Annotated in this window: 20 protein-coding genes; 9 read left to right on the top strand and 11 right to left on the bottom strand. The window is 73.6% G+C overall.

The genetic code is table 11. The features are described 5' to 3' along the window. Window positions 1-91: 91 nt before the first annotated feature. The 4 genes from ACI79S_RS16785 to ACI79S_RS16770 all read left to right on the top strand — a co-directional run bounded on the left by ACI79S_RS16785 (window position 92) and on the right by ACI79S_RS16770 (window position 4,866). Window positions 92-1,585, top strand: coding sequence for a SulP family inorganic anion transporter (locus ACI79S_RS16785; RefSeq protein ID WP_456594578.1), 1,494 nt, complete (start codon window positions 92-94; stop codon window positions 1,583-1,585). A gap of 47 nt (window positions 1,586-1,632) precedes the next feature. Next, window positions 1,633-2,031: a MerR family transcriptional regulator gene (locus ACI79S_RS16780; RefSeq protein WP_456594577.1), complete on the top strand. Its 399-nt coding sequence runs from the start codon at window positions 1,633-1,635 to the stop codon at window positions 2,029-2,031. A 207-nt stretch (window positions 2,032-2,238) separates the two neighbouring features. After that, a complete protein-coding gene (locus ACI79S_RS16775) occupies window positions 2,239-3,252 on the top strand; it encodes an aldo/keto reductase family protein (protein ID WP_456594576.1) in 1,014 nt (337 codons plus the stop codon). Window positions 3,253-3,375: 123 nt separating this feature from the next. Then, window positions 3,376-4,866 (top strand): mannitol dehydrogenase family protein, encoded by a 1,491-nt coding sequence (locus tag ACI79S_RS16770; RefSeq protein WP_456594575.1) that lies wholly within the window; start codon window positions 3,376-3,378, stop codon window positions 4,864-4,866. Between the two features lie 218 nt (window positions 4,867-5,084). Here the strand turns inward: ACI79S_RS16770 and ACI79S_RS16765 are convergent, their stop codons facing one another. Beyond that, a complete protein-coding gene (locus tag ACI79S_RS16765; protein ID WP_456594574.1) occupies window positions 5,085-5,240 on the bottom strand; it encodes a hypothetical protein in 156 nt (51 codons plus the stop codon). Window positions 5,241-5,466: 226 nt separating this feature from the next. Between ACI79S_RS16765 and ACI79S_RS16760 the strand changes: the two genes are divergently transcribed. From ACI79S_RS16760 to ACI79S_RS16750, 3 genes are all read left to right on the top strand, one after another. Continuing rightward, window positions 5,467-6,699: an AI-2E family transporter gene (locus ACI79S_RS16760; RefSeq protein ID WP_456594573.1), complete on the top strand. Its 1,233-nt coding sequence runs from the start codon at window positions 5,467-5,469 to the stop codon at window positions 6,697-6,699. Between the two features lie 94 nt (window positions 6,700-6,793). Continuing rightward, the gene (locus ACI79S_RS16755) at window positions 6,794-7,231 is read left to right on the top strand and encodes a universal stress protein (RefSeq protein ID WP_456594572.1); all 438 of its coding nucleotides are present in this window, start codon (window positions 6,794-6,796) and stop codon (window positions 7,229-7,231) included. After that, window positions 7,231-8,739 (top strand): alanine/glycine:cation symporter family protein, encoded by a 1,509-nt coding sequence (locus tag ACI79S_RS16750; RefSeq protein WP_456594571.1) that lies wholly within the window; start codon window positions 7,231-7,233, stop codon window positions 8,737-8,739. The genes ACI79S_RS16755 and ACI79S_RS16750 overlap by 1 nt, the downstream gene beginning before the upstream one ends. 43 nt (window positions 8,740-8,782) lie before the next feature. Here the strand turns inward: ACI79S_RS16750 and ACI79S_RS16745 are convergent, their stop codons facing one another. After that, a complete protein-coding gene (locus ACI79S_RS16745; protein ID WP_456594570.1) occupies window positions 8,783-9,022 on the bottom strand; it encodes a hypothetical protein in 240 nt (79 codons plus the stop codon). A 227-nt stretch (window positions 9,023-9,249) separates the two neighbouring features. Here ACI79S_RS16745 and ACI79S_RS16740 point away from each other — a divergent pair, with 227 nt between their 5' ends. Beyond that, window positions 9,250-9,570: a DUF2795 domain-containing protein gene (locus tag ACI79S_RS16740; protein WP_456594569.1), complete on the top strand. Its 321-nt coding sequence runs from the start codon at window positions 9,250-9,252 to the stop codon at window positions 9,568-9,570. An 11-nt stretch (window positions 9,571-9,581) separates the two neighbouring features. Here ACI79S_RS16740 and ACI79S_RS16735 read toward each other — a convergent pair whose 3' ends face one another. The 6 genes from ACI79S_RS16735 to ACI79S_RS16710 all read right to left on the bottom strand — a co-directional run bounded on the left by ACI79S_RS16735 (window position 9,582) and on the right by ACI79S_RS16710 (window position 17,187). Beyond that, window positions 9,582-10,889: a methyl-accepting chemotaxis protein gene (locus ACI79S_RS16735; RefSeq protein WP_456594568.1), complete on the bottom strand. Its 1,308-nt coding sequence runs from the start codon at window positions 10,887-10,889 to the stop codon at window positions 9,582-9,584. A gap of 97 nt (window positions 10,890-10,986) precedes the next feature. Continuing rightward, the gene (locus ACI79S_RS16730) at window positions 10,987-12,726 is read right to left on the bottom strand and encodes an FAD-dependent oxidoreductase (protein ID WP_456594567.1); all 1,740 of its coding nucleotides are present in this window, start codon (window positions 12,724-12,726) and stop codon (window positions 10,987-10,989) included. Beyond that, window positions 12,710-14,197: a flavin-containing monooxygenase gene (locus ACI79S_RS16725; RefSeq protein ID WP_456594566.1), complete on the bottom strand. Its 1,488-nt coding sequence runs from the start codon at window positions 14,195-14,197 to the stop codon at window positions 12,710-12,712. Before ACI79S_RS16725 ends, ACI79S_RS16730 begins: the two co-directional genes overlap by 17 nt. Before the next feature lie 19 nt (window positions 14,198-14,216). Continuing rightward, window positions 14,217-15,011, bottom strand: coding sequence for an enoyl-CoA hydratase-related protein (locus ACI79S_RS16720; RefSeq protein ID WP_456594565.1), 795 nt, complete (start codon window positions 15,009-15,011; stop codon window positions 14,217-14,219). Beyond that, window positions 15,008-16,558, bottom strand: coding sequence for a hypothetical protein (locus ACI79S_RS16715; RefSeq protein WP_456594564.1), 1,551 nt, complete (start codon window positions 16,556-16,558; stop codon window positions 15,008-15,010). Before ACI79S_RS16715 ends, ACI79S_RS16720 begins: the two co-directional genes overlap by 4 nt. A gap of 17 nt (window positions 16,559-16,575) precedes the next feature. Then, window positions 16,576-17,187, bottom strand: coding sequence for a TetR/AcrR family transcriptional regulator (locus ACI79S_RS16710; RefSeq protein ID WP_456594563.1), 612 nt, complete (start codon window positions 17,185-17,187; stop codon window positions 16,576-16,578). Window positions 17,188-17,290: 103 nt separating this feature from the next. Between ACI79S_RS16710 and ACI79S_RS16705 the strand changes: the two genes are divergently transcribed. Then, entirely contained in the window at window positions 17,291-18,430 is a 1,140-nt protein-coding gene (locus ACI79S_RS16705) for an acyl-CoA dehydrogenase family protein (RefSeq protein WP_456594562.1), read from the top strand. 12 nt (window positions 18,431-18,442) lie between these two features. Here the strand turns inward: ACI79S_RS16705 and ACI79S_RS16700 are convergent, their stop codons facing one another. From ACI79S_RS16700 to ACI79S_RS16690, 3 genes are all read right to left on the bottom strand, one after another. Beyond that, on the bottom strand, window positions 18,443-19,078 hold the full coding sequence (locus tag ACI79S_RS16700) for a trimeric intracellular cation channel family protein (RefSeq protein WP_456594561.1): 636 nt from the start codon (window positions 19,076-19,078) through the stop codon (window positions 18,443-18,445). A gap of 37 nt (window positions 19,079-19,115) precedes the next feature. Then, window positions 19,116-19,748 (bottom strand): TetR/AcrR family transcriptional regulator, encoded by a 633-nt coding sequence (locus ACI79S_RS16695; RefSeq protein WP_456594560.1) that lies wholly within the window; start codon window positions 19,746-19,748, stop codon window positions 19,116-19,118. A gap of 100 nt (window positions 19,749-19,848) precedes the next feature. Then, on the bottom strand, window positions 19,849-22,011 hold the full coding sequence (locus ACI79S_RS16690; RefSeq protein ID WP_456594559.1) for a 3-hydroxyacyl-CoA dehydrogenase NAD-binding domain-containing protein: 2,163 nt from the start codon (window positions 22,009-22,011) through the stop codon (window positions 19,849-19,851). Between the last annotated feature and the right edge of the window lie 7 nt (window positions 22,012-22,018).

Below are 22,018 nucleotides of genomic sequence, written 5' to 3'. Positions count from 1 at the left end.
CCGGGTGCACCGCCGCACCCTCTCAGAGACCTGGCACCGCCTCCGGTGCTGCCGCCCGCGCCGACACCTGCGCACCGAACGAGACGGATCCATGTCCTCAGCCCTGCTCACCCTGCCCAAGCCCAGGCTGTCGCGCCCCGCCTGGCTCTCGCCGAAGGTCGCCCGCACGGAGGTGCTCGCCGGCCTCGTCGTCGCCCTGGCGCTGATCCCCGAGGCGATCAGCTTCTCCATCCTGGCCGGCGTCGACCCCCGCGTCGGCCTCTTCTCCTCGTTCGTGATGGCCGTGGTCATCGCCTTCACCGGCGGCCGGCCGGCGATGATCACCGCCGCCACCGGGGCCATCGCCCTGGTCGTCGCGCCGCTGGCCCTCGAGTACGGCGTCCAGTACCTGTTCGCCGCGGTCGTCCTCGGCGGCATCTTCCAGGTCGCGCTGGCCGCCACGGGCTTCGCCCGGCTCATGCGGTTCATCCCGCGCAGCGTCATGGTGGGCTTCGTCAACGCGCTGGCGGTCCTGATCTTCACCGCGCAGCTGCCGCAGCTGGTCGACGTCCCCTGGCTGGTCTACCCGATGGTCGCCGCGGGGCTGGCGATCATCTTCCTGCTCCCCCGGCTGACGACGGCGATCCCGGCGCCCCTGGTCGCGATCGTCGTGCTGACGGCCCTGGCGGTGACCGCCGGCTGGGAGATCCCCGACGTCGGTGGCGAGGGCGAGCTGCCCGACAGCCTGCCCTTCTTCCTGCTGCCCGATGTGCCCTTCACCTTCGAGACGCTGACCGTCATCGCCCCCTACGCCCTGGGCGTGGCCTTCGTCGGGCTGATGGAGTCGCTGATGACCGCGAAGCTGGTCGACGACATCACCGACACCCACTCCGACAAGACGCGCGAGTCCTGGGGCCAGGGCGTGGCGAACATGGCCTCCGGCTTCTTCGGCGGCATGGGCGGCTGCGCGATGATCGGCCAGACGATGATCAACGTGAAGGCGTCGGGAGCCCGCACCCGGCTCTCGACCTTCCTGTCTGGGGTCTTCCTGCTGATCCTGGTCGTCGCCCTCGGCGACGTCGTGGCCACCATCCCGATGGCCGCCCTGGTCGCGGTGATGATCTTCGTGTCGATCGCCACCTTCGACTGGCACAGCCTGCGCACCATCCACCGGATGCCGAAGAGCGAGACCGCCGTGATGCTCACGACCGTCGCCGGCACGCTGTTCACCCACAACCTGGCCATCGGTGTCGGCGCCGGCGTCCTCGCGGCCTGCGTCCTCTTCGCCCGCCGGGTCGCCCACCTCGCCGAGGTCACCAGCGTCACCGACCCCGACGGCAGCACCCGGGTGTACTCGGTGACGGGGGCGCTGTTCTTCGCCTCCAGCAACGACCTCTACACCCAGTTCGACTACGCCGGTGACCCCGAGAACGTGGTGATCGACCTGTCCGACGCCCACATCTGGGACGCCTCCACCGTGGCCGCGCTGGACGCGATCACCCACAAGTACGAGACCCGCGGCAAGAACGTCGAGATCGTCGGGCTCACCGGGCACTCCGCCGACCGCTTCGACCGGCACACCGGCCAGCTCGCCGGGGCCCACTGATGCCCGCTGCGGCAGCGCCCGCCGGGCGGGTGGCCTATGAAGGGGGCGTGACCGGAACGCCTCGCGAGCAGCTCATGCAGATCGGCCAGGTCGCCGAGCGCACCGGCCTGAGCCTGCGCACGATCCGCTTCTACGAGGAGAACGGGCTGGTGATCCCCACCGCCCGCTCCGAGGGCGGGTTCCGGTTGTACAGCGCCGACGACGTCGCCCGCCTCGAGGTCGTGAAGCGGATGAAGCCCCTGGGCTTCACCCTCGAGGAGATGCAGGAGCTGCTCACCCTCCTGGCCGATCTGGACTCCGGCAGCGGCGACCGGGCGCAGCTGGTGGATCGGCTGCGGATGTTCCACGAAGCGGCCACGGCTCGCGTCACCGCGTTGAAGGAGCAGCTCGCCGTCGCCGAGGGCTTCGCGGACGCGCTCGCGGGACGGCTGGACGCCCGCGGTTGATCGGCTGTCGACGAACTCGGTCGTGCCCCGGCCGGCGAGCCCGGCGGCGATCCTGACCGACTCGGTGCGGGCGGTCGTGGCGCTAGGTACCGCGCCACCACCGTGCCGTTGTCGCCCGCCCCGACCCGCCCCGGCGGGTTGCCGCGCGCCGCACCGCTCCGCACCCCCGACGGGCCACGGCGTCCTCCCGGCACTACGGTCGTCGAGGTGGAATTCCGTCGACTGGGCCGGTCCGGCCTCAACGTCTCGCAGATCGCGTTCGGCAACTGGCTGACGCACGGCAGCCAGGTCGAGGAGGACGCCGCCGTGTCCTGCGTGCACGCCGCGCTCGACGTCGGCATCACCACGTTCGACACCGCGGACGTCTACGCCGGCACCGCCGCCGAGTCGGTGCTGGGCCGCGCCCTGGCCGGTCAGCGCCGCGAGGGCTTGGAGATCGCGACGAAGGTGTACTGGCCGACGGGCCCTGGGCCGAACGACCGCGGGCTCTCCCGCAAGCACGTCGTCGAGAGCTGCCACGCCTCCCTCCGTCGGCTCGGCACCGACTACATCGACCTGTACCAGGCGCACCGCTACGACCCGACGGTGCCGCTGGAGGAGACCATGACCGCCTTCGCCGACCTGGTGCGGGCCGGCAAGGTGCTCTACCTGGGCGTCTCCGAGTGGCAGCCCGACCAGATCGCCTCGGCGGCGGCGCTCGCCCGCGAGCTGAACGTCCAGCTGGTCAGCAACCAGCCCCAGTACTCGATGCTCTGGCGGGTCATAGAGGGCGAGGTCGTGCCGACGTGCGAGCGGGAGGGTCTGTCGCAGATCGTCTGGTCGCCACTGGCCCAGGGCGTCCTCACCGGCAAGTACCGACCCGGCGAGCAGCCGCCGACCGGTAGTCGCGCGGGCCACTCGGCCGTCGGTTTCCAGATCGAGGGGTTCCTCGCCGACGAGGTGCTGGCCAAGGTGCAGAACCTGCGCCCGGTCGCGGACGACCTCGGGCTCACGATGGCCCAGCTCGCGCTGGCCTGGGTGCTGCAGAATCCGAACGTGGCCGCCGCGATCATTGGTGCCAGCCGACCGGAGCAGGTCCGCGACAACGTCGAGGCGGTCGGCGTGCGGCTCGACGCCGACGTCATGGCCCGTGTCGACGAGGTGCTCGACGGTGTGGTCGAGCGTGACCCCGCGAAGGTCTTCCTGCCCGCGGACAAGGCGGCGAGGGGCACCGCCGCCTAGCGGACCGGCTCCGGCGGCCCGTCGGTCCCCCGCGCGCGCCGCGCCGGCACGACGGGCGGCCCTACTGTTACGTTAAGGTAGGGAGTGCTCACCCGACCTGACCCGCCCCCCACCGAACAGGTCGTGCGCGTCCACGCCGGCTCCCTGACCTCTCTCGCCGAGCGGGTAGGGGTCCCGGGCTACGACCGCCGCCGGGTCCGCACCGGCATCGTGCACATCGGGGTGGGTGGCTTCCACCGTGCACACGAGGCCATGTACGTCGACCGGCTCATGCAGGCCGGCCTGGCCTCGGAGTGGGGGATCTGCGGAGTCGGCGTCCTCCCGTCCGACCGCCGCATGCAGGAGGTCATGGCCGTTCAGGACGGCCTGTACACGCTCGTCGTCAAGCACCCCGACGGCACCGTCGAGCCCCGGATCGTCGGATCGATCGTCGACTACCTCCTCGCGCCCGACGACCCCGAGATCGTGGTCGAGCGAATGGCGCACCCCGACACGCGGATCGTGTCGCTGACCATCACCGAGCGCGGGTACAACACCGACCCCGTCACCGGAGCCTTCGACGTCGACGCCCCGAGCATCCGGGACGACCTCCGGCCCGACGCCGCCCTGCGCACCACCTTCGGGCTCGTGACCGAGGCGCTGGCCCGCCGTCGCGACCGGGGGCTGGCGCCGTTCACCGTGCTCTCCTGCGACAACCTGCAGAACAACGGCGACGTCGCGAGGCGTGCGTTCGGCGCGTTCGCGACCATGCGGGACGCCGATCTCGGGGACTGGGTCGCAGCCGAGGTGTCGTTCCCGAACAGCATGGTCGACCGGATCACCCCGCTGACCACCCCTGCGGACATCGTCGGTCTCCGCGAGCGCTTCGGCGTGGAGGACGCGTGGCCGGTCGTGTGCGAACCGTTCGCCCAGTGGGTGGTCGAGGACCACTTCCCCGCCGGCCGCCCCCCGTGGGAGGAAGCCGGCGTGCAGTTCGTGCAGGACGTCACCCCCTACGAGGCGATGAAGCTGCGGTTGCTCAACGGCAGCCACCAGGCGCTGGCCCACTTCGCGCAGTTGGCGGGCTACGAGCACGTCCACGACGCCTGCCGGGACCCCCTGTGGGCCGCGTTCCTGCGTGACTACATGGATCACGAGGTGTCCCCCACGCTCGGGGACGTGCCCGGGATCGACCTGGACGACTACAAGCGGACGCTCCTCGCCCGGTTCGCGAGCGCCTCGGTCGGCGACACCGTGACCCGGCTCTGCGCCCAGACCTCGGCACTGATCCCCAAGTACGTGCTGCCCGTCGTGCGCGACGGCCTGGCCAGGGGCGGAGACGTGCACCGCGCAGCCGCTGTCGTCGCCAGCTGGGCCCGGTGCGCCGAGGGACGGGACGACCACGGGCGATCTCTGCCGCTCGTCGACCGGCAGGCCGACCGGGTCCGCGCGAACGCGAGCCGGCTCGACGAGGACCCGGTCGCCTTCATCGCCGACCGGAGCATCTTCGGGGACCTGGTGGACGACGAGCGCTTCGTGGCGGCCTACCGCCGGTCCTTCTCGCTCCTCCGCGAGCGCGGCGCCCGGGCCACCCTCGCCGCACTCGCGGACGCGCCGAACGCATCGGGAGGATGAGGGTCGAGCGCCCGCTCGACCCGGCGCTCGGACCCCACTGCCCGCAGAAGGGCGCCCACGCCGTCCGGCCGGGCCTCGAAGCACCGCGGGGCGGTGACGACGTCACCATCCGCCGCCGCACCGTCCACCGCAGCCGGGGCGCCCACGGCGCGGGCTCCGGCGTCCTGTCGTCGCGCTCCGGCCGCTCCTGGCCCTGGCGGGCCGGGCTGCAGGGACTGTCAGACCCTGGTGTTGCGCTTCGTCCAGCCCCAGGCCGCGGTGGCGAGGAACAGCACCACGCCGATGATCAGGAGCCAGAACAGCCCCTCGACCACCGCGCCGATGACGGCGAGCACCAGCCAGACGACCAGCAGCAGTCCGATCAGTCCGAGCACGGGATCCTCCTTCGCTTGGCGCACGGGCGCTCCGCGCCCATGCGCACGTCGACGTGCCTCTGATCGAGATCGCTACCCGATCACCGGGGCGGTCACGCGTCGACGGCACGGTCGTGCGACCGTTCCACGCACACGGGCGGCGGACACGCCAGGATGAGCGCCCGACGAGGATTTCCGGACCGGGGCGGCAGCGGCCACCGGTGAGCTCAGTGGGGGGAGGTGGGGCATGGCCGAGCCGACGTCGCCCCTTCCCCGTGACCGGGCCGCGGCCGCACCCGGCTCCGCGCCGGCGACCGCGTCCGGTGCGCACACCGCCGCCCCGCCCCCGACGACCGGCCGGGCGTCGCTGCTGCAGCGCGAGGCGGTGATCGCCGGGCGGTTCCTCGTCATCGGGCTGGCCGTGCTGGGCGCCGTCTGGCTGGTGCTGCAGGTCCAGTTCGTCGCGGCCGCGGCGATGCTCGGGCTGGCGCAGGTCGCGATGCTCTGGCCCATCGCCCGGTGGCTGCGGGAACGCGGTGTCCCGGCCGTGCTGGCCGCGATCCTCTGCGTCGTGGCCTACCTGGCCTTCTTCGTGAGCGTCCTGACCTTCCTCGTGCTCCAGATCATCGGCGCGTGGCCCGGCCTGATCGCCGCGGGGACCGATGCGGTGGAGGCGACCAGCGCCTGGGTCCAGGCCCGGACCGACGACCTGAACAACGCCGGGCTGGACCAGGTCATCGACCAGCTGGAGACCTCGGTCGGTTCCGCGATGAGCGGGCTCGGCAGCGCGGCGGCGCAGGGGCTGAACGCGGCGGGCAACGTGGCCACCGTCCTGATCATCGCCCTGTTCTTCACCCTCTTCGCCCTGACCAGCGGCGACCGGCTGTGGCGCCAGTTCCTCGGGGTGCTGCCCGTGGCGGACCGGGCCCCGACCGACGCCGCCTTCCGCGCCGGCATGCGCACCGCCGGCGCGTGGTTCTACGCGGCCACCGCGACCGGGCTGATCGACGGGATCCTCATCGGTCTCGGGCTGTGGCTGCTCGACGTCCCGCTGGCCCTGCCCATCGGCGCGCTGACCTTCCTGCTCGGCTACGTGCCCTTGGTGGGCGCGACGATCGCGGGCGCGGTCGCGGTCGCGGTCGCCGGCGTCACCAACGGCTGGGCCACCGCGCTGTGGGCCCTCCTCGTCGTCATCGTGGTGCAGCAGATCGAGGGCAACGTCCTGGCCCCCCTGCTGCTCTCCCGCGCGATCAGCTTCCACCCCCTGGTCGTCCTGCTGCTGACCACCGGGGCCGCCTCCGCCTTCGGCCTGCTTGGGTTGTTCGTGGCGGTGCCGGTCGCCGGGGTGCTCGCCGCCGCGGTGCAGGGCTGGCGGCGGGCGGTGCGCCGCTCCGCGCAGGGGCAGCCGGCGAGCCCCGCGGAAGGCGCGGAGGACGACGGGGAGGACGACCGCGTGCAGGCCGGCACCTCCCCCGCCTGACCAGCGCGCCCTCGGGCCGGTACCCGCTCGATCTGACGAGCGGCGTGATCCCGGTTACGGTTCGGCCCACGTCGTCTCCGCCGGAGGTGGGCCCGTGCCCGATTCCATCGTCGTGGGTCTCGACGGGAGCGAGTCGAGCGACCGCGCCGCGGACGCCGCCGCCGACGCCGCCCGCCACCACGGGCTTCGCCTGGTCCTCGCCTGCGTCGTCCCCTGGTCGCCCTACTCCTTCACCACCGCGGAGGAGAACGAACGCCGCTCCGTGGAGAAGGAGCGGGAGGCCACCGCCGCCCGCGAACGCGTGCTGGACCCGGTCGTCGCGCGGCTCGCCGACCCCGGGGACCTCGTGGTCGAGGGGGTCGTCCGGCACGGGCACCCCGCCGAGACGCTGGTGCGCCTGGCGCTCGAGCACGACGCCGCCTGGGTCACCGTCGGCCGCATCGGGCAGAGCCGGGTGCGCACCCTGCTCTTCGGCTCGACGCCGAGCAGCCTGATCCAGCTCTCCCCCGTCCCCGTCCTGGTGGTCCCGTGATGCCCTCGTCGTCCGACTCCCTGCTGGCCGCCACGTTCGACGAGCAGGTCGACGGCTTCTTCGAGCCGATCTCGACCGCGATCGCCTCCGTCGTCTTCTACGCCGTCCCGCTGAACTTCCTCGGCGAGGGCGTGGAGCTGCCGCTGATCGTCGTGTGGCTGGTCATCGCCGGCTTCTTCTTCACCATCTACCTGCGCGGCTTCCAGTTCCGGGCCTTCAAGCACGCGATCCAGCTGGCACGGGGCGACTACAACGACCCGCGGGACGCCGGCGAGGTCACCCACTTCCAGGCGCTGGCGACGGCGGTGTCGGGCACCGTCGGCCTCGGCAACATCGCCGGGGTCGCGGTGGCGATCTCGCTGGGCGGGCCGGGCGCCACGCTGTGGATGATCGTCGCCGGGCTGGTGGGCATGTGCACCAAGGGCGTGGAATGCACGCTCGGCGTGAAGTACCGCAACGTCTACGCCGACGGCCGGGTCTCGGGCGGCCCGATGTGGTACCTGACGAAGGGCCTGGCCGAACGCGGCCGGAACATGGGGCGGTTCGGCAAGGTGCTCGCCGTCCTGTTCTGCATCTTCACGCTCGGTGGCGCCGTGGGTGGCGGCAACATGTTCCAGGCGAACCAGGCGTTCAGCCAGGCGCAGTCGGTCACCGGCGGGGCGGACGGGCCGCTCGGCGGCGGCGCCGCGGGCGCGCTCTTCGGCCTGGTGCTCGCCCTGTTCGTCGGTGCGGTCATCATCGGCGGCATCCGCAGCATCGCGCGGGTCACCGACAAGCTCGTGCCGTTCATGGCCGTCTTCTACGTCATCGCCTGCCTCACCGTGCTGTTCGCCAACCTCTCGGAGGTCCCCGAGGCGATATGGGCGATCGTGTCGCAGGCGTTCAGCCCCGAGGCCGGGTTCGGTGGCATCGTCGGCGTCCTCATCCAGGGCTTCCGGCGGGCGGCCTTCAGCAACGAGGCGGGGCTCGGCTCGGCCGCCATCGCGCACTCCGCGGTCAAGACGAACGAGCCGGCGACGGAGGGGCACGTCGCCGTCCTCGAGCCCTTCATCGACACCGTCGTCATCTGCACGATGACCGCGCTCGCCATCGTCATCACCGGCACCTACGCCGACGAGACCAGCGCGGCCGGCGTGCAGACCACGTCGGCCGCCTTCGGGTCGGTGGTCGGCTGGTTCCCGATCGTGCTCGCGGTCGCGGTGATCCTCTTCGCCTACTCGACCATGCTGGCCTGGAGCTACTACGGGCTGAAGGCCGCGACCTACCTGTTCGGTGAGTCGATGGTCGTCGACCGGGTCTGGAAGCTCGTCTTCTGCCTGTTCGTCGTCCTGGGCGCGTCCGCGGCCGTCGAGAACGTGATCGGCTTCTCCGACAGCATGATCTTCCTGATGTCGCTGCCGAACGTCATCGGCCTCTACATCATGGCCCGCGTCGTGAAACGGGAGCTCCACGGCTACCGCGCCCGCCTGGCGAGCGGCGAGATCGTGCCCGTCGCCGACCGCGGCTGAGCCGGCCCGTGGGACGACGGGCCGGCTGCGGCGCCGCCGGCGGTCAGGCCCGGGGAGCCAGCTCGTAGGTGGGGCCGAGATCGGTGGTGCTGGTGTCGGGCACCTCGTGCACGAGCTTCGGGTCTGCCTGCTGCAGCCGCTGGACGGCGGCCCGGGTCCGCTCGAGGTCCAGCCCGGTTTCCCGGGCCAGGTCCTGCAGGTGCGGTGCGCCGTCCGCCCCCTCCCGCTCGGCCACGGCCCGGTACACCGCTGCGTCGTCCCCGGACAGGTCCTCCACGCGCATGTGCTCCTCCTCGAGGTCGGCACGGACATCGTCGGACGTGACCCGCCGGCACAGGTCGCCCGCCGGCCACGGCGTCCCCCTACCCGTCGGCGCGCCGTCCACGCGAGCGCCGGGCATGCGTACCAGTGCAGCCACGGGGTACGCAGGGCGGCGAACCGGAGGCCATCCGGGAACCGCCCGCACGATGCCGCCGGGATCCGTCGAGCAGCGCGAGGGAAGGGGCCACCGTGGCTGATGCCGTCACCGCCGACCAGGTGCTGGATCATCTGACCGACGTCGACTACCCCGCGGACAAGGACACGCTGGTGACCGCCGCGGACCGAGCCGGCGCACCGCCGGAGGTGCTCCGCGCCTTGCGTGCCGTCCCGCCGGTCGAGTACCGCAACCGCGACGAGGTCGTCCGATCGCTCCGGCTGGAGCCCGGACCCGGGCGTGATCCGGCCCGGGCGGCGGAGCAGGCCCGCGAGGACAGCACGCCGGGCATCGCCGAGCCGCTGCGCGACGTCCAGCACGATCGCGTCGCCGGGGAGCAGCGGCGCACCCTCTGACGGCCGGGTGGCTACATGCCGCTGACGATGCGCCGCAGGTCCTGGGCCACCCTCGTCGCCTCCCGGGAGGCCCCCGCGATGGCGTCCTGCGCCTGGGCGGTGGAGGCGTTCTGCTCCTCGACCGCCGCGGCGATCGTGGTCTGCGCCTCCACGACCCCCTGGATGACCTGCTGCACGTGACCGAGCGCGGCGCCGGCCGCCTCCACGTCACCGCGGACGGACTCGACGACGCCCCGGATCCGCTCGGTGGCCTTCGCCGTCTCCGAGGCCAGGTCCTTGACCTCGCCCGCGACGACGGCGAACCCCTTGCCCGCCTCCCCGGCGCGGGCCGACTCGATGGTCGCGTTGAGGGCCAGCAGGTTCGTCTGGTCGGCGATGGCCGAGATGCTGCCCGCGATCTGGTCGATCTCGGCCATGGTGCCGGCGAGCCGCTCGACGGTCTCGGCGCTCTCCCGCGACCCGTCGCTGGCCTGGGCGGCCGTCGTGGTGGCGTGGCTCGCCGCCGCCGCGATCTCGGCGATGGCCGAGCGCAGCGCCGTCATGACGTCGGTCGCGGTGCCCACGTTCTCGTCGAGCCGCTGCCCGGCGCTCACCAGGTCGGCGAGCTGCTGCTCCAGCGCTGCCGCGCGCCGCTCCCTGTCGGCCAGCGCCGTGGCGGCCTCCTCGGCAGCGCGCGCCCGCTCCGTGGCGAGCTCGGTCTGCGCCCGCGCCTGCGCCTCGGCCTGCGCCTCGGCCCGGCGCGCCTCCGCCCGGCGGGCGCGATCGGCCTCCTCGGAGAACTTCCAGCTGTAGGCCAGGAAGTACGCCTCGGCGAGCAGGAAGACGGCGTGCAGCAGGGCGAACGCGATCGGGTTCTGCTGCGCCTCGTGGGTGGAGAACACCGACTCGGGCATGACGAGGCTCATGACGGCGTGGTGCACGGCGACGAACGCCACCGCCAGCAGGAACGGCGTCCACAGCTGGTAGACGGCGACGAGCGCCAGGACCGCGTAGAACCAGATGTGCAGGTCGGTGAGCCCACCGCCGACGTGCACCAGCACGTCGGCACCGATCATCAGGCCCAGGCTCGCGGCGCTGGCCCGCGCGACGCGGCCCCGCAGGACCTGCGCGGCCACCAGCAGGGCGACGAGCACGGCCAGCTGACCCCAGAGCATCCAGCCGCCGACGCCGCGGGCGAGGCCGATGCCGGCCAGCACGGGTGGGTGCAGGGCGAGGACGACCGAGACGATCCGGTGCCGCCGGCGGAAGCCCTCCTCGTCCAGGCGGGCGCCCTGCGGGACGGAGGCCCAGAAGCCGGTGCGCTGTGGCGTCGTCGACACCGCGGAGGGTGGAGGTCACGCTGTCCTCATCGGCGATTGCCGTCACGCTGTCCTCATCGGCGATTGCCCAAGAATATTGGAGCACAACTTGTAGCTGCTACACCTGCTCCTCGCCCGCCGGGGCGCCCGGCCCGCGGCGCACCACGGTGAGCGGTAGCCGCAGCGCGCCCGGCGCCGCCGACGGGACGAGCGGCGACCGTGGCGCGACCGGCGCCACCGGGCGGTAGGGCTCACCCGCCGCGGGGCGCGGATCGTGCCCGCCCTTGTTCGGCCACAGCGCCATGGCCCGCTCGGCCTGCGCGGTGATCGTCAGCGAAGGGTTCACGCCGAGGTTGGCCGACACCGCGGCACCGTCCACCACCGACAGCCCCGGGTGGCCGTGCACCCGGTGGTAGGGGTCGATCACCCCGGTGTCCGCAGTCGCGCCGATCGCGCAGCCGCCGAGGAAGTGGGCCGTCATGGGGATGTTCACGAGCTCGGTCATCGCGCCGCCGGCGTCGCCGCCGATCCGCGCCGCCATCCGCCGGACCGCCTCGTGCGCGCCGGGGATCCACGTCGGGTTGGGCTCCCCCGGCCCCGGCCGGCTGGTCAGCCGGCGGCCCCACCGCGCCCGCCGCCCGGAGACCACGATGCTGTTGTCGCGGCTCTGCATCACCAGCGCGATCACGGTCCGCTCCGACCAGCCGCGGACCGACAGCAGCCGCACGAACGCCGCCGGGTCCCGCGCGATCACCCCGAGCGCCTTCAGCCAGCGCGGCAGCCTGCCGCCGCCGTCGACCAGCACGGTCTGCAGCAGGCCGATGGCGTTGCTGCCCCGGCCGTAGCGCACCGGCTCCAGATGGGTGTGCTCGTCGAGGTGGAACGACGAGGTGATCGCCACCCCACGGCTGTAGTCCACCGGGCCGCCGCGGCGCCCCGTCGCGGCGAGCACCGCCTCGGAGTTGGTGCGCGTCTGGTGGCCCAGGCGCGGCGAGAGGCCCGGCAGCACGCCGCGGTCGCGCATGGCGTGCAGCAGCCGCTGGGTGCCGTAGGTGCCGGCAGCCAGCACGACCTGGTCGCAGGTCCAGCGGCGCACCGTCCGCCTCGCCCGCCAGGCGCCGCTGCGCACCGTCTCGACCTCCCAGCCGCCCCCGGGTCGCGGGCGCACCGCGGTCACCGTCGTCAGCGGGTGCACCACCGCACCGGCCCGCTCGGCCAGGTGCAGGTAGTTCTTCACCAGCGTGTTCTTGCCGCCCACCCGGCAGCCGGTCATGCACGAGCCGCACTCGGTGCAACCGGTGCGGTCGGGACCGACCCCGCCGAAGTAGGGGTCGGCGACGGTGACGCCGGGCTCGCCGTAGAAGACGCCGACCGGGGTGGGCACGACGGTGTCCCCCACCCCCATCTCCTCGGCGACCGCGCGGAACACCTCGTCGGCCGGGGTCGTCGTCGGGTTGGTGGTGACGCCGAGCATCCGGCTCGCCTGGTCGTAGTAGGGGTCGAGCTCGGCTTCCCAGTCGGTGATCCCCGCCCACTGCGGGTCGCGGAAGAAGGCAGCCGGTGGCCGGTAGAGGGTGTTCGCGTAGTTGAGCGAGCCGCCCCCGACCCCGGCGGCGGCCATCACCAGCACGTCGGGCAGCAGGTGGATGCGCTGCACGCCGTAGCACCCCAGCTGCGGCGCCCACAGGTAGCGGCGGAGGTCCCAGGAGGTGCGGGGCAGCTCGTCGTCGGCGAACCGGCGCCCGGCCTCCAGGACGGCGACCCGGTACCCCTTCTCCGACAGCCGCAGCGCCGCGGTGCTGCCGCCGAACCCGCTGCCGACGACGACGACGTCGACGTGCTCAGCCTCGCTCCGCACCGGCACCTCCCACGGGGACGGCGACCGGCGCGGGCTCGAAGTCCTCCGGTCGCAGCCGGTGCAGCCGGCGCCGGAAGGTGAGCGTGGAGGCCGGCCAGTTCTGGGTGTTCCGGCCGCTCTCGGTCAGGTACCAGCTCCGGCAGCCGCCGGCGAAGACGGTGCCGCGCACCCGTCGCTGCACCCAGGCGTCGAAGGCCTCGGCGACGTCCTGACGCACCTCCAGCCACCGGGCGCGCCCCTCCCGGAGGTGCCGCACGGCCTGGACCACCCACCGCACCTGCGCCTCGAGCATGAAGATGATCGAGTTGTGGCCCAGGTTGGTGTTCGGGCCGTAGAGCACGAACATGTTCGGGAAGCCGGGGACGACGGTGCCCAGGTAGGCGCTCGCGCCGTCGGCCCACTGCTCGTGCAGGTCGCGACCGCCCCGCCCGGTGATGCGCAGCGGCGCCAGGAACTCGGTGGCCGCGAAGCCGGTGCCCAGGACGATCGTGTCCACCTCGCGCTCGGCGCCATCGGCGGTGCGGACGGAGTGCGGCCGGACCTCGGTGATCCGGTCGGTGACCACCTCGACGTGCGGCAGCTGCAGCGCCTCGTACCAGTCGTTGGACATGAGGATGCGCTTGCAGCCCATGGGATCGGTGGGCGTCAGCTTCCGCCGCAGCTCCGGGTCGGCGACCGAGCGGGCCAGGTGCCGCCGGTAGGCCGCCCGGTGCGCGAACAGCAGCCGCGGCTCGGTGTTGAAGCCCAGCGAGCGCAGCTCGTTGGCCAGGTAGTTGGCCTCGCGCGAGAGCCGGAGCAGCCCGGGCACGCGGGCGAACGCGCGCTTGGCCCGATCACGGTAGGCGCGGTCGGGCTTGGGCAGCACGTAGGGCGCCGAGCGCTGGAAGACCGCCAGGTGGGCGGTGCGCCGGGCGATCGCCGGCACGAACTGGACGGCGCTCGCGCCGGTGCCCAGCACCGCGACCCGCTCCCCGGTGAGGTCGTGGTCGTGGTCCCACTGCGCGGAGTGGAAGACCGTGCCCTCGAACCGGTCCAGACCCGGCACGTCCGGGCGGCTGGGCCGGCTCAGCTGGCCGGTCGCGGTGATCAGCACGTCGGCCTCGTGCGCCCCGCCCCCGGCCAGGGTGAGCCGCCACCGGGCGCTCCCCTCGTCGAAGGCCGCGGCGACCACCTCGGTGCCGAAGCGGATGTGCGGCAGCACCCCGCAGTCGCGGGCGACGTCGCGCAGGTACTGGTGGATCTCGGCCTGCGGGGCGAACCGGCGCGTCCAGTCGGGCTTCGGCGCGAAGGACAAGGAGTACAGGTGGGAGGGGACGTCGCAGGCGGCCCCGGGGTAGGTGTTCTCCCGCCACACCCCGCCGACGTCGGTGCTCTTCTCGAACAGCACCAGGTCGGTGACGCCGGCCTGCATCAGCCGCACCGCCGCGGCGATCCCGCCGAAGCCGGTCCCGATGATCGCGACGCCGGTCACCGCGCGCACGTTCCGGGCATCAGCTCGCCGTCCAGTTCGGCTCGCGGCGTTCGAGGAACGCCACGATGCCCTCCATCGCGTCGGCGCTCCTCCCGATCGCGGCGATCTCGGCATCGTTGCGCGCCCAGGCGGCGGCCTCGTGCGGCAGGCCGCCGTCGACCATGCCGAGCGCCAGCCGCTTGCTGGCCTGCACCGCCAGCGGCGCGTTGGCCGCGATCCGCTCCGCCAGGGCCAGCGCGGCCGGCAGCACCTCGGCCGCGGGGACGACGTCGTTCACCAGGCCCCAGCGCAGCGCGTCCTCGGCGGACATCGCCTCACCGGTGAGGATCAGCTTCATCGCGACCTTGCGCGGCAGCTGCTCGGGGAGGCGGAGGACTCCTCCGGCGGCGGCGAAGATGCCGCGGGCGATCTCCGGGAGGCCGAAGGTGGCCGTGTCGGCGGCGACCGCCACGTCGCTGCCCAGCACGAGCTCGGTGCCGCCGCCCTGCGCCGCACCGTTGACGGCCGCCACGACGGGGGTGCTCACCGGGTGGCGCACGAAGCCGGCGAAGCCGTAGTGCTCGCGCCCGGCGGCCAGCGGCATCTCGCCCCGGCCCAGGGCCTTGAGGTCGGCGCCGGCGCAGAACGCCTTCTCCCCCGCCCCGGTCAGCACGATGCAGCGCACCCCCGGGTCGGCGTCGGCCTGCTCGAGGGCGTCGGCGACGCGGCCGGCGAGGTCGGCGTCGACGGCGTTGCGGGCGTGCGGACGGTTGAGCGTCACGACCAGCACGTGGCCGAGCCGCTCGGTGAGGACGCTGGGCTGGTCGTCGGTCATGCGGCGGCTCCGGTGCGGGCAGTGACGGCGGGCCGGCCGTCGGCGAGGGTGAGCCGCACGGTGCGGCCCACGTGGGTGGTCGCGCCCTCGGGGAGCGCGGCGAGGGAGAGCGCTTCGGCGGATCCCGTGTCGCCGGGTGCGGTGGGCACGGCGACCCGCGCGCCGGATGCCGTCCGGCCGACGACGAACGCCTGCTGCGGTCCGCCGGACCGGCCGTGCTCGACGGTGAGGGTCTCGATGACGACGTCGGCGCCGTCGGCGGCGAGCGGCGTCGGGTCGGCGAGGGGCGGCGCGCCGGGGTGCTCGACGCGCTCGGGGTCGGGATCGCCGACGTATCCCCCGGGGTGCGGGCGGCCGGCCAGCACGATCGCGTGCTGGTAGCTGAGGTAGCCGCCGTTGGCGTGCACCAGGCCGGCATCGGCGGTACCGCGCACCCGGTGCGCCATGGTGGCCAGCCCGTGCAGCGAGTAGGTGTTGAGCGGCCCGCCGAAGGCGGAGTGCCCGCCGGCCACGCTGAGGACGGCGTCGCGCGGGAGCCCCAGGTGCAGGGCGGCGAGCTTGGGCACCACGGGGAAGCAGCTGTAGACGTCGAGCAGGTCGACCTCCGCGATCCCGAGCCCGGCCCGCTGCAGGCAGGTGTCCAGCGCCCGGCCCAGCGCAGCGGAGCCGCCGAAGCCGGTGCGCTCCAGGGGGTCGGGCAGGTCGTCGGCCCCGGCGCCGCCCCAGACGTGCACCAGCCCCTCCTCGGGCACGCCGTGCTCCCGCGCCGCCGCGAGGGAGGTGACGACGACGGCCGCCGCCTGGTCGACGTGCGGCATCGCGTTCACCGACAGCGGATAGGGCTCGCAGACCATCCGGTTGCCCGGGCCCACGGTGGCGATCTCCTCCGGCGTGCGCACATCGGTGTTCCAGGCGGCCGGGTGCGCGGCGGCGACGGCGGTGTAGTCGGCGTACAGGCGGGCCGACCAGTCGGCGCCTTCCCGGGGGGTGAGCCCCAGGTCGGGCTGCAGCCGGTTCTCGTACAGCGGGTAGACCCGCGCCGGCAGGAAGAGGCCCGCCGCCAGCTGCGCGGGCGTGCCGAGCTCGTCCAGCTCCAGCGGCGGCGGGCCGCCCGGCTCGGCGCTCCACCCCAGCTCCGCGACCGGGTCGACGCCGGCCTTGGCCAGCGCGCCGACCGACGCCTGCGCCTCGCCACCGACGATCAGCGCCACCTCGCTCTCCCCGGCCGCGATCGCCGCCGCGGCGGAGTCGAGCAGCCGGGCCGGTAGGTGCCCGCCCAGCGCCGTGCCCGCCGCGGTGCGCGGGGTGGCCCCGATGCGCGCGGCGACCGCGGCCGCGAGGTCGGCGTAGGCCCAGCTGGCGGTACGGATGGCGTGCACGGCGTCGGCCCGCTCCAGCAACCCGGGTGCGCCGGCGTCGGCAGCGGCCAGCTCCAGCGCCTCGACCATCAGCGCGAGCGGCTCGCGGGCGCCGTGGGGCGTCCGCTCGCGATTGGCCCGCAGCTGGCCGACGCCGGCGAGCACGGGGATCCGGGACGGGTCGGGCACGGGCACTCCTGGCGTGGTCACAGCCGCGCGGCGGCGGTGTAGAGGTCGGTGAGGTGGTCGATGAGCTCGTCGACGTCGCGGCTGGGCACCGTCCCGCCGACTCCGGCGATCAGCAGCTCCACCAGCGCGCCGGTGAGGGCGACGGCGCTGAGCTCCAGCCGCCGCTCGTCGGGCTCGGTCGGGGTCAGCGCGCGCATCAGCCGAGCGGCCAGCGCGCTCATGGACCCGAGCAGCTCCCCGCGCCGGACCCGGAACTCCTCGGTGGCCAGGGACTCCATGAGGGCGACGCGGACGGCGCGCGGATCGGCGGTGAAGTAGTCGGCGAGCGCGCGCAGCACCGCCCGCGCCCGGGCGCGGGCGCTCCCCGCCTCCCTGTCGAGGGCGTCGCGCACCGTGCGCCGCACCTCCTCGTCGATGCGGTCGGTGACGGCGCGGAAGAGGTCCTCCCGGCTCCCGAAGAGCTCGTAGAAGTAGCGCGGGCTCAGCCCCGCGGTGCGGCAGACGTCCTGCACCGTGCTCGCCGCCCAGCCGCGCTCGGCGAAGACCGCGAGCCCGGCCGCGAGGAACTGCTCGGACCGCCGGCTGGAGCGCTGATCGGCGCTCATCCCGGCGTACAGCCGCTCCACCACGACGCCTCCACCGGTAGCCGACCTGATCTGGAACGGCACTTTACAAGATGAACGGTGCAGATCAAGATGTCGTCGCGATCACTTCTTCCACCCGAGGAGCACCGTGAGCAGCTGGGACACCGACGAACGCCAGGCCCTGCGAGCCTCGGCCCGCAGGTTCGCCGAGGCCGAGGTGGTCCCCCACATCGCGGACTGGGAGAGGGCCGGCGCGCTCCCCCGCGAGCTGCACCGGAAGGCGGCGCGGGCGGGACTGCTCGGGGTCGGCTTCCCCGAGGCGGCCGGCGGCCAGGGTGGGACGCCGATCGACACGTGGGTGATCGCCGAGGAGCTCATCCAGGCCGGCGGCTCCAGCGGGCTCGTCGCCGCGCTGTTCACCCATGGCATCGGGCTGCCGCACCTGATCGAGGCGGGGAACCCCGCGCTCGTCGACCGGGTCGCCCGGCCCGTGCTGGCCGGCGAGAAGATCGTCTCGCTGGCGGTCACCGAGCCCGGGGGCGGCTCCGACGTCGCGGGGCTGACCACCCGGGCCGTGCGCGACGGCGACGACTACGTCGTCAGCGGCGCGAAGCTCTACATCACCTCGGCCACCCGCGCCGACTTCTTCACCGTCGCGGTGCGCACCGGCGGTGCCGGCGCCGGCGGCGTCTCGCTGCTCCTGCTGGAGCGCGGGATGCCCGGCCTCACCGTCGGCGCCCCGCTGGAGAAGATGGGCTGGCTGTGCTCCGACACCGCCGAGGTGTCGTTCGCCGACGTGCGGGTGCCGGTGGCCAATCTGATCGGCGAGGAGAACCAGGGCTTCTACGCCATCATGGGCCAGTTCGCCGCCGAGCGGCTGAGCCTCGCCGTCCAGGCCTACGCCACCGCGCAGCGCTGCCTGGACCTCACCGTCGACTGGGTGCGGCAGCGGGAGACCTTCGGCCGGCCGCTGGCCCGCCGCCAGGTGGTGCAGCACCGGGTGGCCGAGATGGCCCGCCGCACCGACGTGGCCCGCAGCTACACCCGCGCGGTGATCGACGACTGGCAGGCGGGGAGGGACGTCTTCGCCCGGGTGGCGATGGCGAAGAACACCGCGGTGGAGGCCTGCGACTTCGTCGTCGACAACGCCGTCCAGCTGTTCGGCGGGCTGGGGTACATGCGGGAGTCGGAGGTCGAGCGGCACTACCGGGACAGCCGCATCCTGGGCATCGGCGGCGGGACCAACGAGATCATGACCGAGATCGTCGCCAAGCTGCTGCTCGCCTGAGGCGAGCGCAGGTCACTCGTGCTTTCGACGTGCGCGCACCGGGGGGAACGGTGCGTGCACGTCGAAGTGCACCCCGACCATCCGGATGGTGAAGCACAGCGCGGCGGCGCTGATCGAGGCGACCGGGCCGCGGGTGCCGAGCAGCTCCGCCACCACCACGGCCGTCGCCCCGACCAGCGCGGGGACGGCGTAGAGCCCGCTGGTGAGCACCGAGGGGACCTGCCGGATCAGCACGTCCCGGAGGGTGCCGCCGCCGACGCCGGTGATCGTGCCGACGATCACCGCCTGCGCGGGGCCGAAGCCGAGGTCGAGCGCCTTCAGCGCGCCGGTGACCGCGAAGAGGCTGAGGCCGGCGGCGTCGAGCACGTTGATCGCCCCGTTGAGCCGCTCCAGGTAGGGCCCCGCGACGAAGGCGATCAGACCCCCGCCGGCGGCCACCGCGAGGTAGCGCCAGTCGAGGAAGGTGGCCGGCGGCAGGCTGTCGAGGAAGACGTCGCGGATGGTGCCGCCCCCGAGCGCGGTGATCATGCCGAGGGTGACCACGCCGACGATGTCGAGCCGGGTGGTGCGCAGCGCGGTGAGGGCGCCGTTGAGGGCGAAGGCGAAGGTGCCGACCAGGTCGAGCACCAGCAGGGCCGTCGTGGCCATGGATCCCCGCCCCTCGCTGCAGCTCCCGTCGAGGGCGTCAGCTTCTCAGGCGGTCCCCCTGGGACGTGAAGGCCTCCACGATCGACTGCCAGTGCTCGACGTGCGGGCCGGTGCGTGGGGCGTCGGGTTGCAGGGCGTAGGTGAGCGCCTGGCCCCGCATCGAGGTGAGCAGCACCTGGTAGACCGCCTCGGCCTGAGGGTGCCGCGCCACCTGCTCCCCGAACACCTCCATCGCCAGCATCCGCAGCTGCGCCCCGAGCCGGCGCTCGTGCGGGAGCAGCGCGGCGCGCAGCTCCGGATCGGTCCGGGCCGCGCCCCACAGCTCCATCGCCGCGACGAACAGCTCCCCGTGGAACCGTTCCCAGATCAGCTCGACGCCGCGCCGGACGCGCGCTGCCGAGTCCGCCGGCAGGTCGGCCGCGGCCCGGCGGACGCTGGCGCTGAACTCCTCGTAGAGGTGGTCGACGGCGGCCAGCACGAGCTCGGCCTTGGTCGTGAACTGGTGGGTCAGCGCGCCGCGGGAGACGCCGGCCCGGCGCTGCACCTCCTGGGTCGTGGTGCGCGCGTAGCCGAGCTCGACCAGCGCCCCCACCGTGGCGCGCACCAGCGCCTCGCGGGTGCTGGCCCGCCGTTCGGCCTGCGTGCGGCGCACCGTCGGGGCTGCGGTCACCTCGGCTCCTCGCTCCCCTGCGCCATGCGCTGCCTCGTCGGAAGGACGGCGGGAGCGGGGCGCCGCGCACCGGCGGCGCCCCGCTCCCCCGTCGTCGTGCTCAGACCGCCGCGGCGGCCCGCAGGCTGCCGGCCGGCACCGCCCGCTCCAGCAGGATCGCCGGCGGCCGGAACCGCTCGCCGTAGGCGTCGGCCAGCTCGTCGGCGCGGGCCACGAAGCCGGCCACCCCGCCCGCGTACTGGTCGACGTACTGCAGCACGCCGCCGTACAGCGGGGGGAAACCGATGCCCATGATCGAGCCGATGTTGGCGTCCTCGACGGTGCGCAGCACCTGCTCCTCGAGGCAGCGCGCCGTCTCCACCGCCATGGCGAACAGCAGCCGCTCCTGGGCGTCGGCGAAGGGCACCGCGGCCGGGTCCTGCGGGTCGCGGGCCGGGAACAGCTCGGCCAGCCCCGGCCACACCCGCTTCTCGGGCTGCCAGTCGAAGAAGCCCTGCCCCGAGGACTTCCCGGTCCGGCCGTGCTCGACCATCGTGCGCAGCACCGCCACCCCCGGGTGGTCGTCGGACGCCCCCGCCTTCGCCGCCTCGTCGCGGATCTTCAGCGGCAGCGTGAGGGTGACCTCGTCGAGCAGGGTCAGCGGTCCGGCCGGGAAGCCGGCCTGCAGCGCGGCACGCTCCACGCTCATCGGCGCCAGCCCCTCGGCCAGCAGGGCGGCGCCCTCCATGACCAGCGTGCCGAAGACCCGGCTGGTGAAGAAGCCCCGGCTGTCGGAGACGACGATCGGCGTCTTGCCGATCTGCCGCACGGCGTCGTAGGCGCGGGCGAGCGCGACGTCGGACGTCTTCTCCCCCACGATCAGCTCGACCAGCGGCATCTTGTCCACCGGCGAGAAGAAGTGCATGCCCACGACGTCGGCCTGCCGCTGCACGCCCTCGGCCAGGCTGGTGATCGGCAGGGTCGAGGTGTTGGAGGCCAGCAGCGCACCCGGCGCGGCGTTCGCCTCCGCCTCGCTCAGCACCCGGTGCTTGAGCGCGGTGTCCTCGAAGACCGCCTCGACGACCACGTCGCAGCCGGCGAGGTCCGCGGCCTCGCCGGTGGCGGTGATGCGGGCGAGGAAGGCGTCGGCCTGCTCCTGGCTCATGCGCCCGCGCGACACCTGCTTGGCGACCAGCCCGGCGACGTGCCCCTTGCCCTTCTCGGCAGCCTCGGTGCTCACGTCCTTGAGGACGACGTCGACGCCGGCCTTGGCGAACGCGTGCGCGATGCCGGCGCCCATCATCCCGGCACCCAGCACGCCGACCTTGGCGGCGGTGAACCGTTCCTCGACCGCCGGCCGCGACCCGCCGCCGTTGATCCGGTTCAGGTCGAACCACAGCGCCTGGATCATGTTGGTCGAGACCTGCCCGACGACGAGGTCGACGAAGTAGCGCCCCTCGACGGTGAACGCGGTGTCGACGTCGACCTGCAGGCTCTCCACCGCGGCCGAGAGGATCGCGTAGGGAGCCGGGTACGGCGCGCCCTTGAGCTGCTTGGTCAGGTTCGCCGGGAACGCGGGCAGCGTGCTGGCCAGCGACGGCGACGACGGGGTGCCGCCCGGGACCTTGTAGCCCTTCGTGTCCCACGGCTGCGCGGCGCCCTCGTTCGCGAGCACCCAGGCGCGGGCCTTGGCCAGGAGCTCGTCGGGGCCCGCCAGCTCGTGCACCAGCCCCAGCTTCACGGCCTTGTCCGGCCGCACCTGCTGGCCCTGCAGCAGCAGTTCGAGCAGCGCCGTCGTCAGGCCGAGGAGGCGGACCGAGCGGACGATCCCGCCCCCACCGGGGAGCAGGCCGAGGGTCACCTCCGGGAAGCCCAGCTTGACCCGCGGGTCGTCGAGGACGACGCGGTGGTGGCAGGCCAGCGCGATCTCCAGGCCGCCGCCGAGCGCAGCCCCGTTGATCGCGGCGGCGACCGGGATGCCCAGGGTCTCCAGCCGGCGCAGCTGGCTCTTGACCAGCGTCACCTGCGCGAGGACCTGATCGCGGGTCTCCGGCGTCGCCTGGATCAGGCTGCCGAGGTTTCCGCCGGCGAAGAAGGTCTTCTTCGCGCTGGTCAGGACGACCCCGCGGATCGAGCTCTTCTCGCGCTCGAGCCGGTCGATCGTCTCGCCCATCGACCGCACGTACGCGTCGTTCATGGTGTTCGCCGACGACGCGGGGTCGTCGAGGGTGAGGACGACGACGCCGTCGGCGTCGGCCTCCCAGCGGATGGTGCTGTCACTCACGGAAGAT

The organism is Blastococcus sp. SYSU DS1024 (genome assembly GCF_054050795.1).
This window is presented reverse-complemented; position numbering and strand designations above follow the sequence as displayed.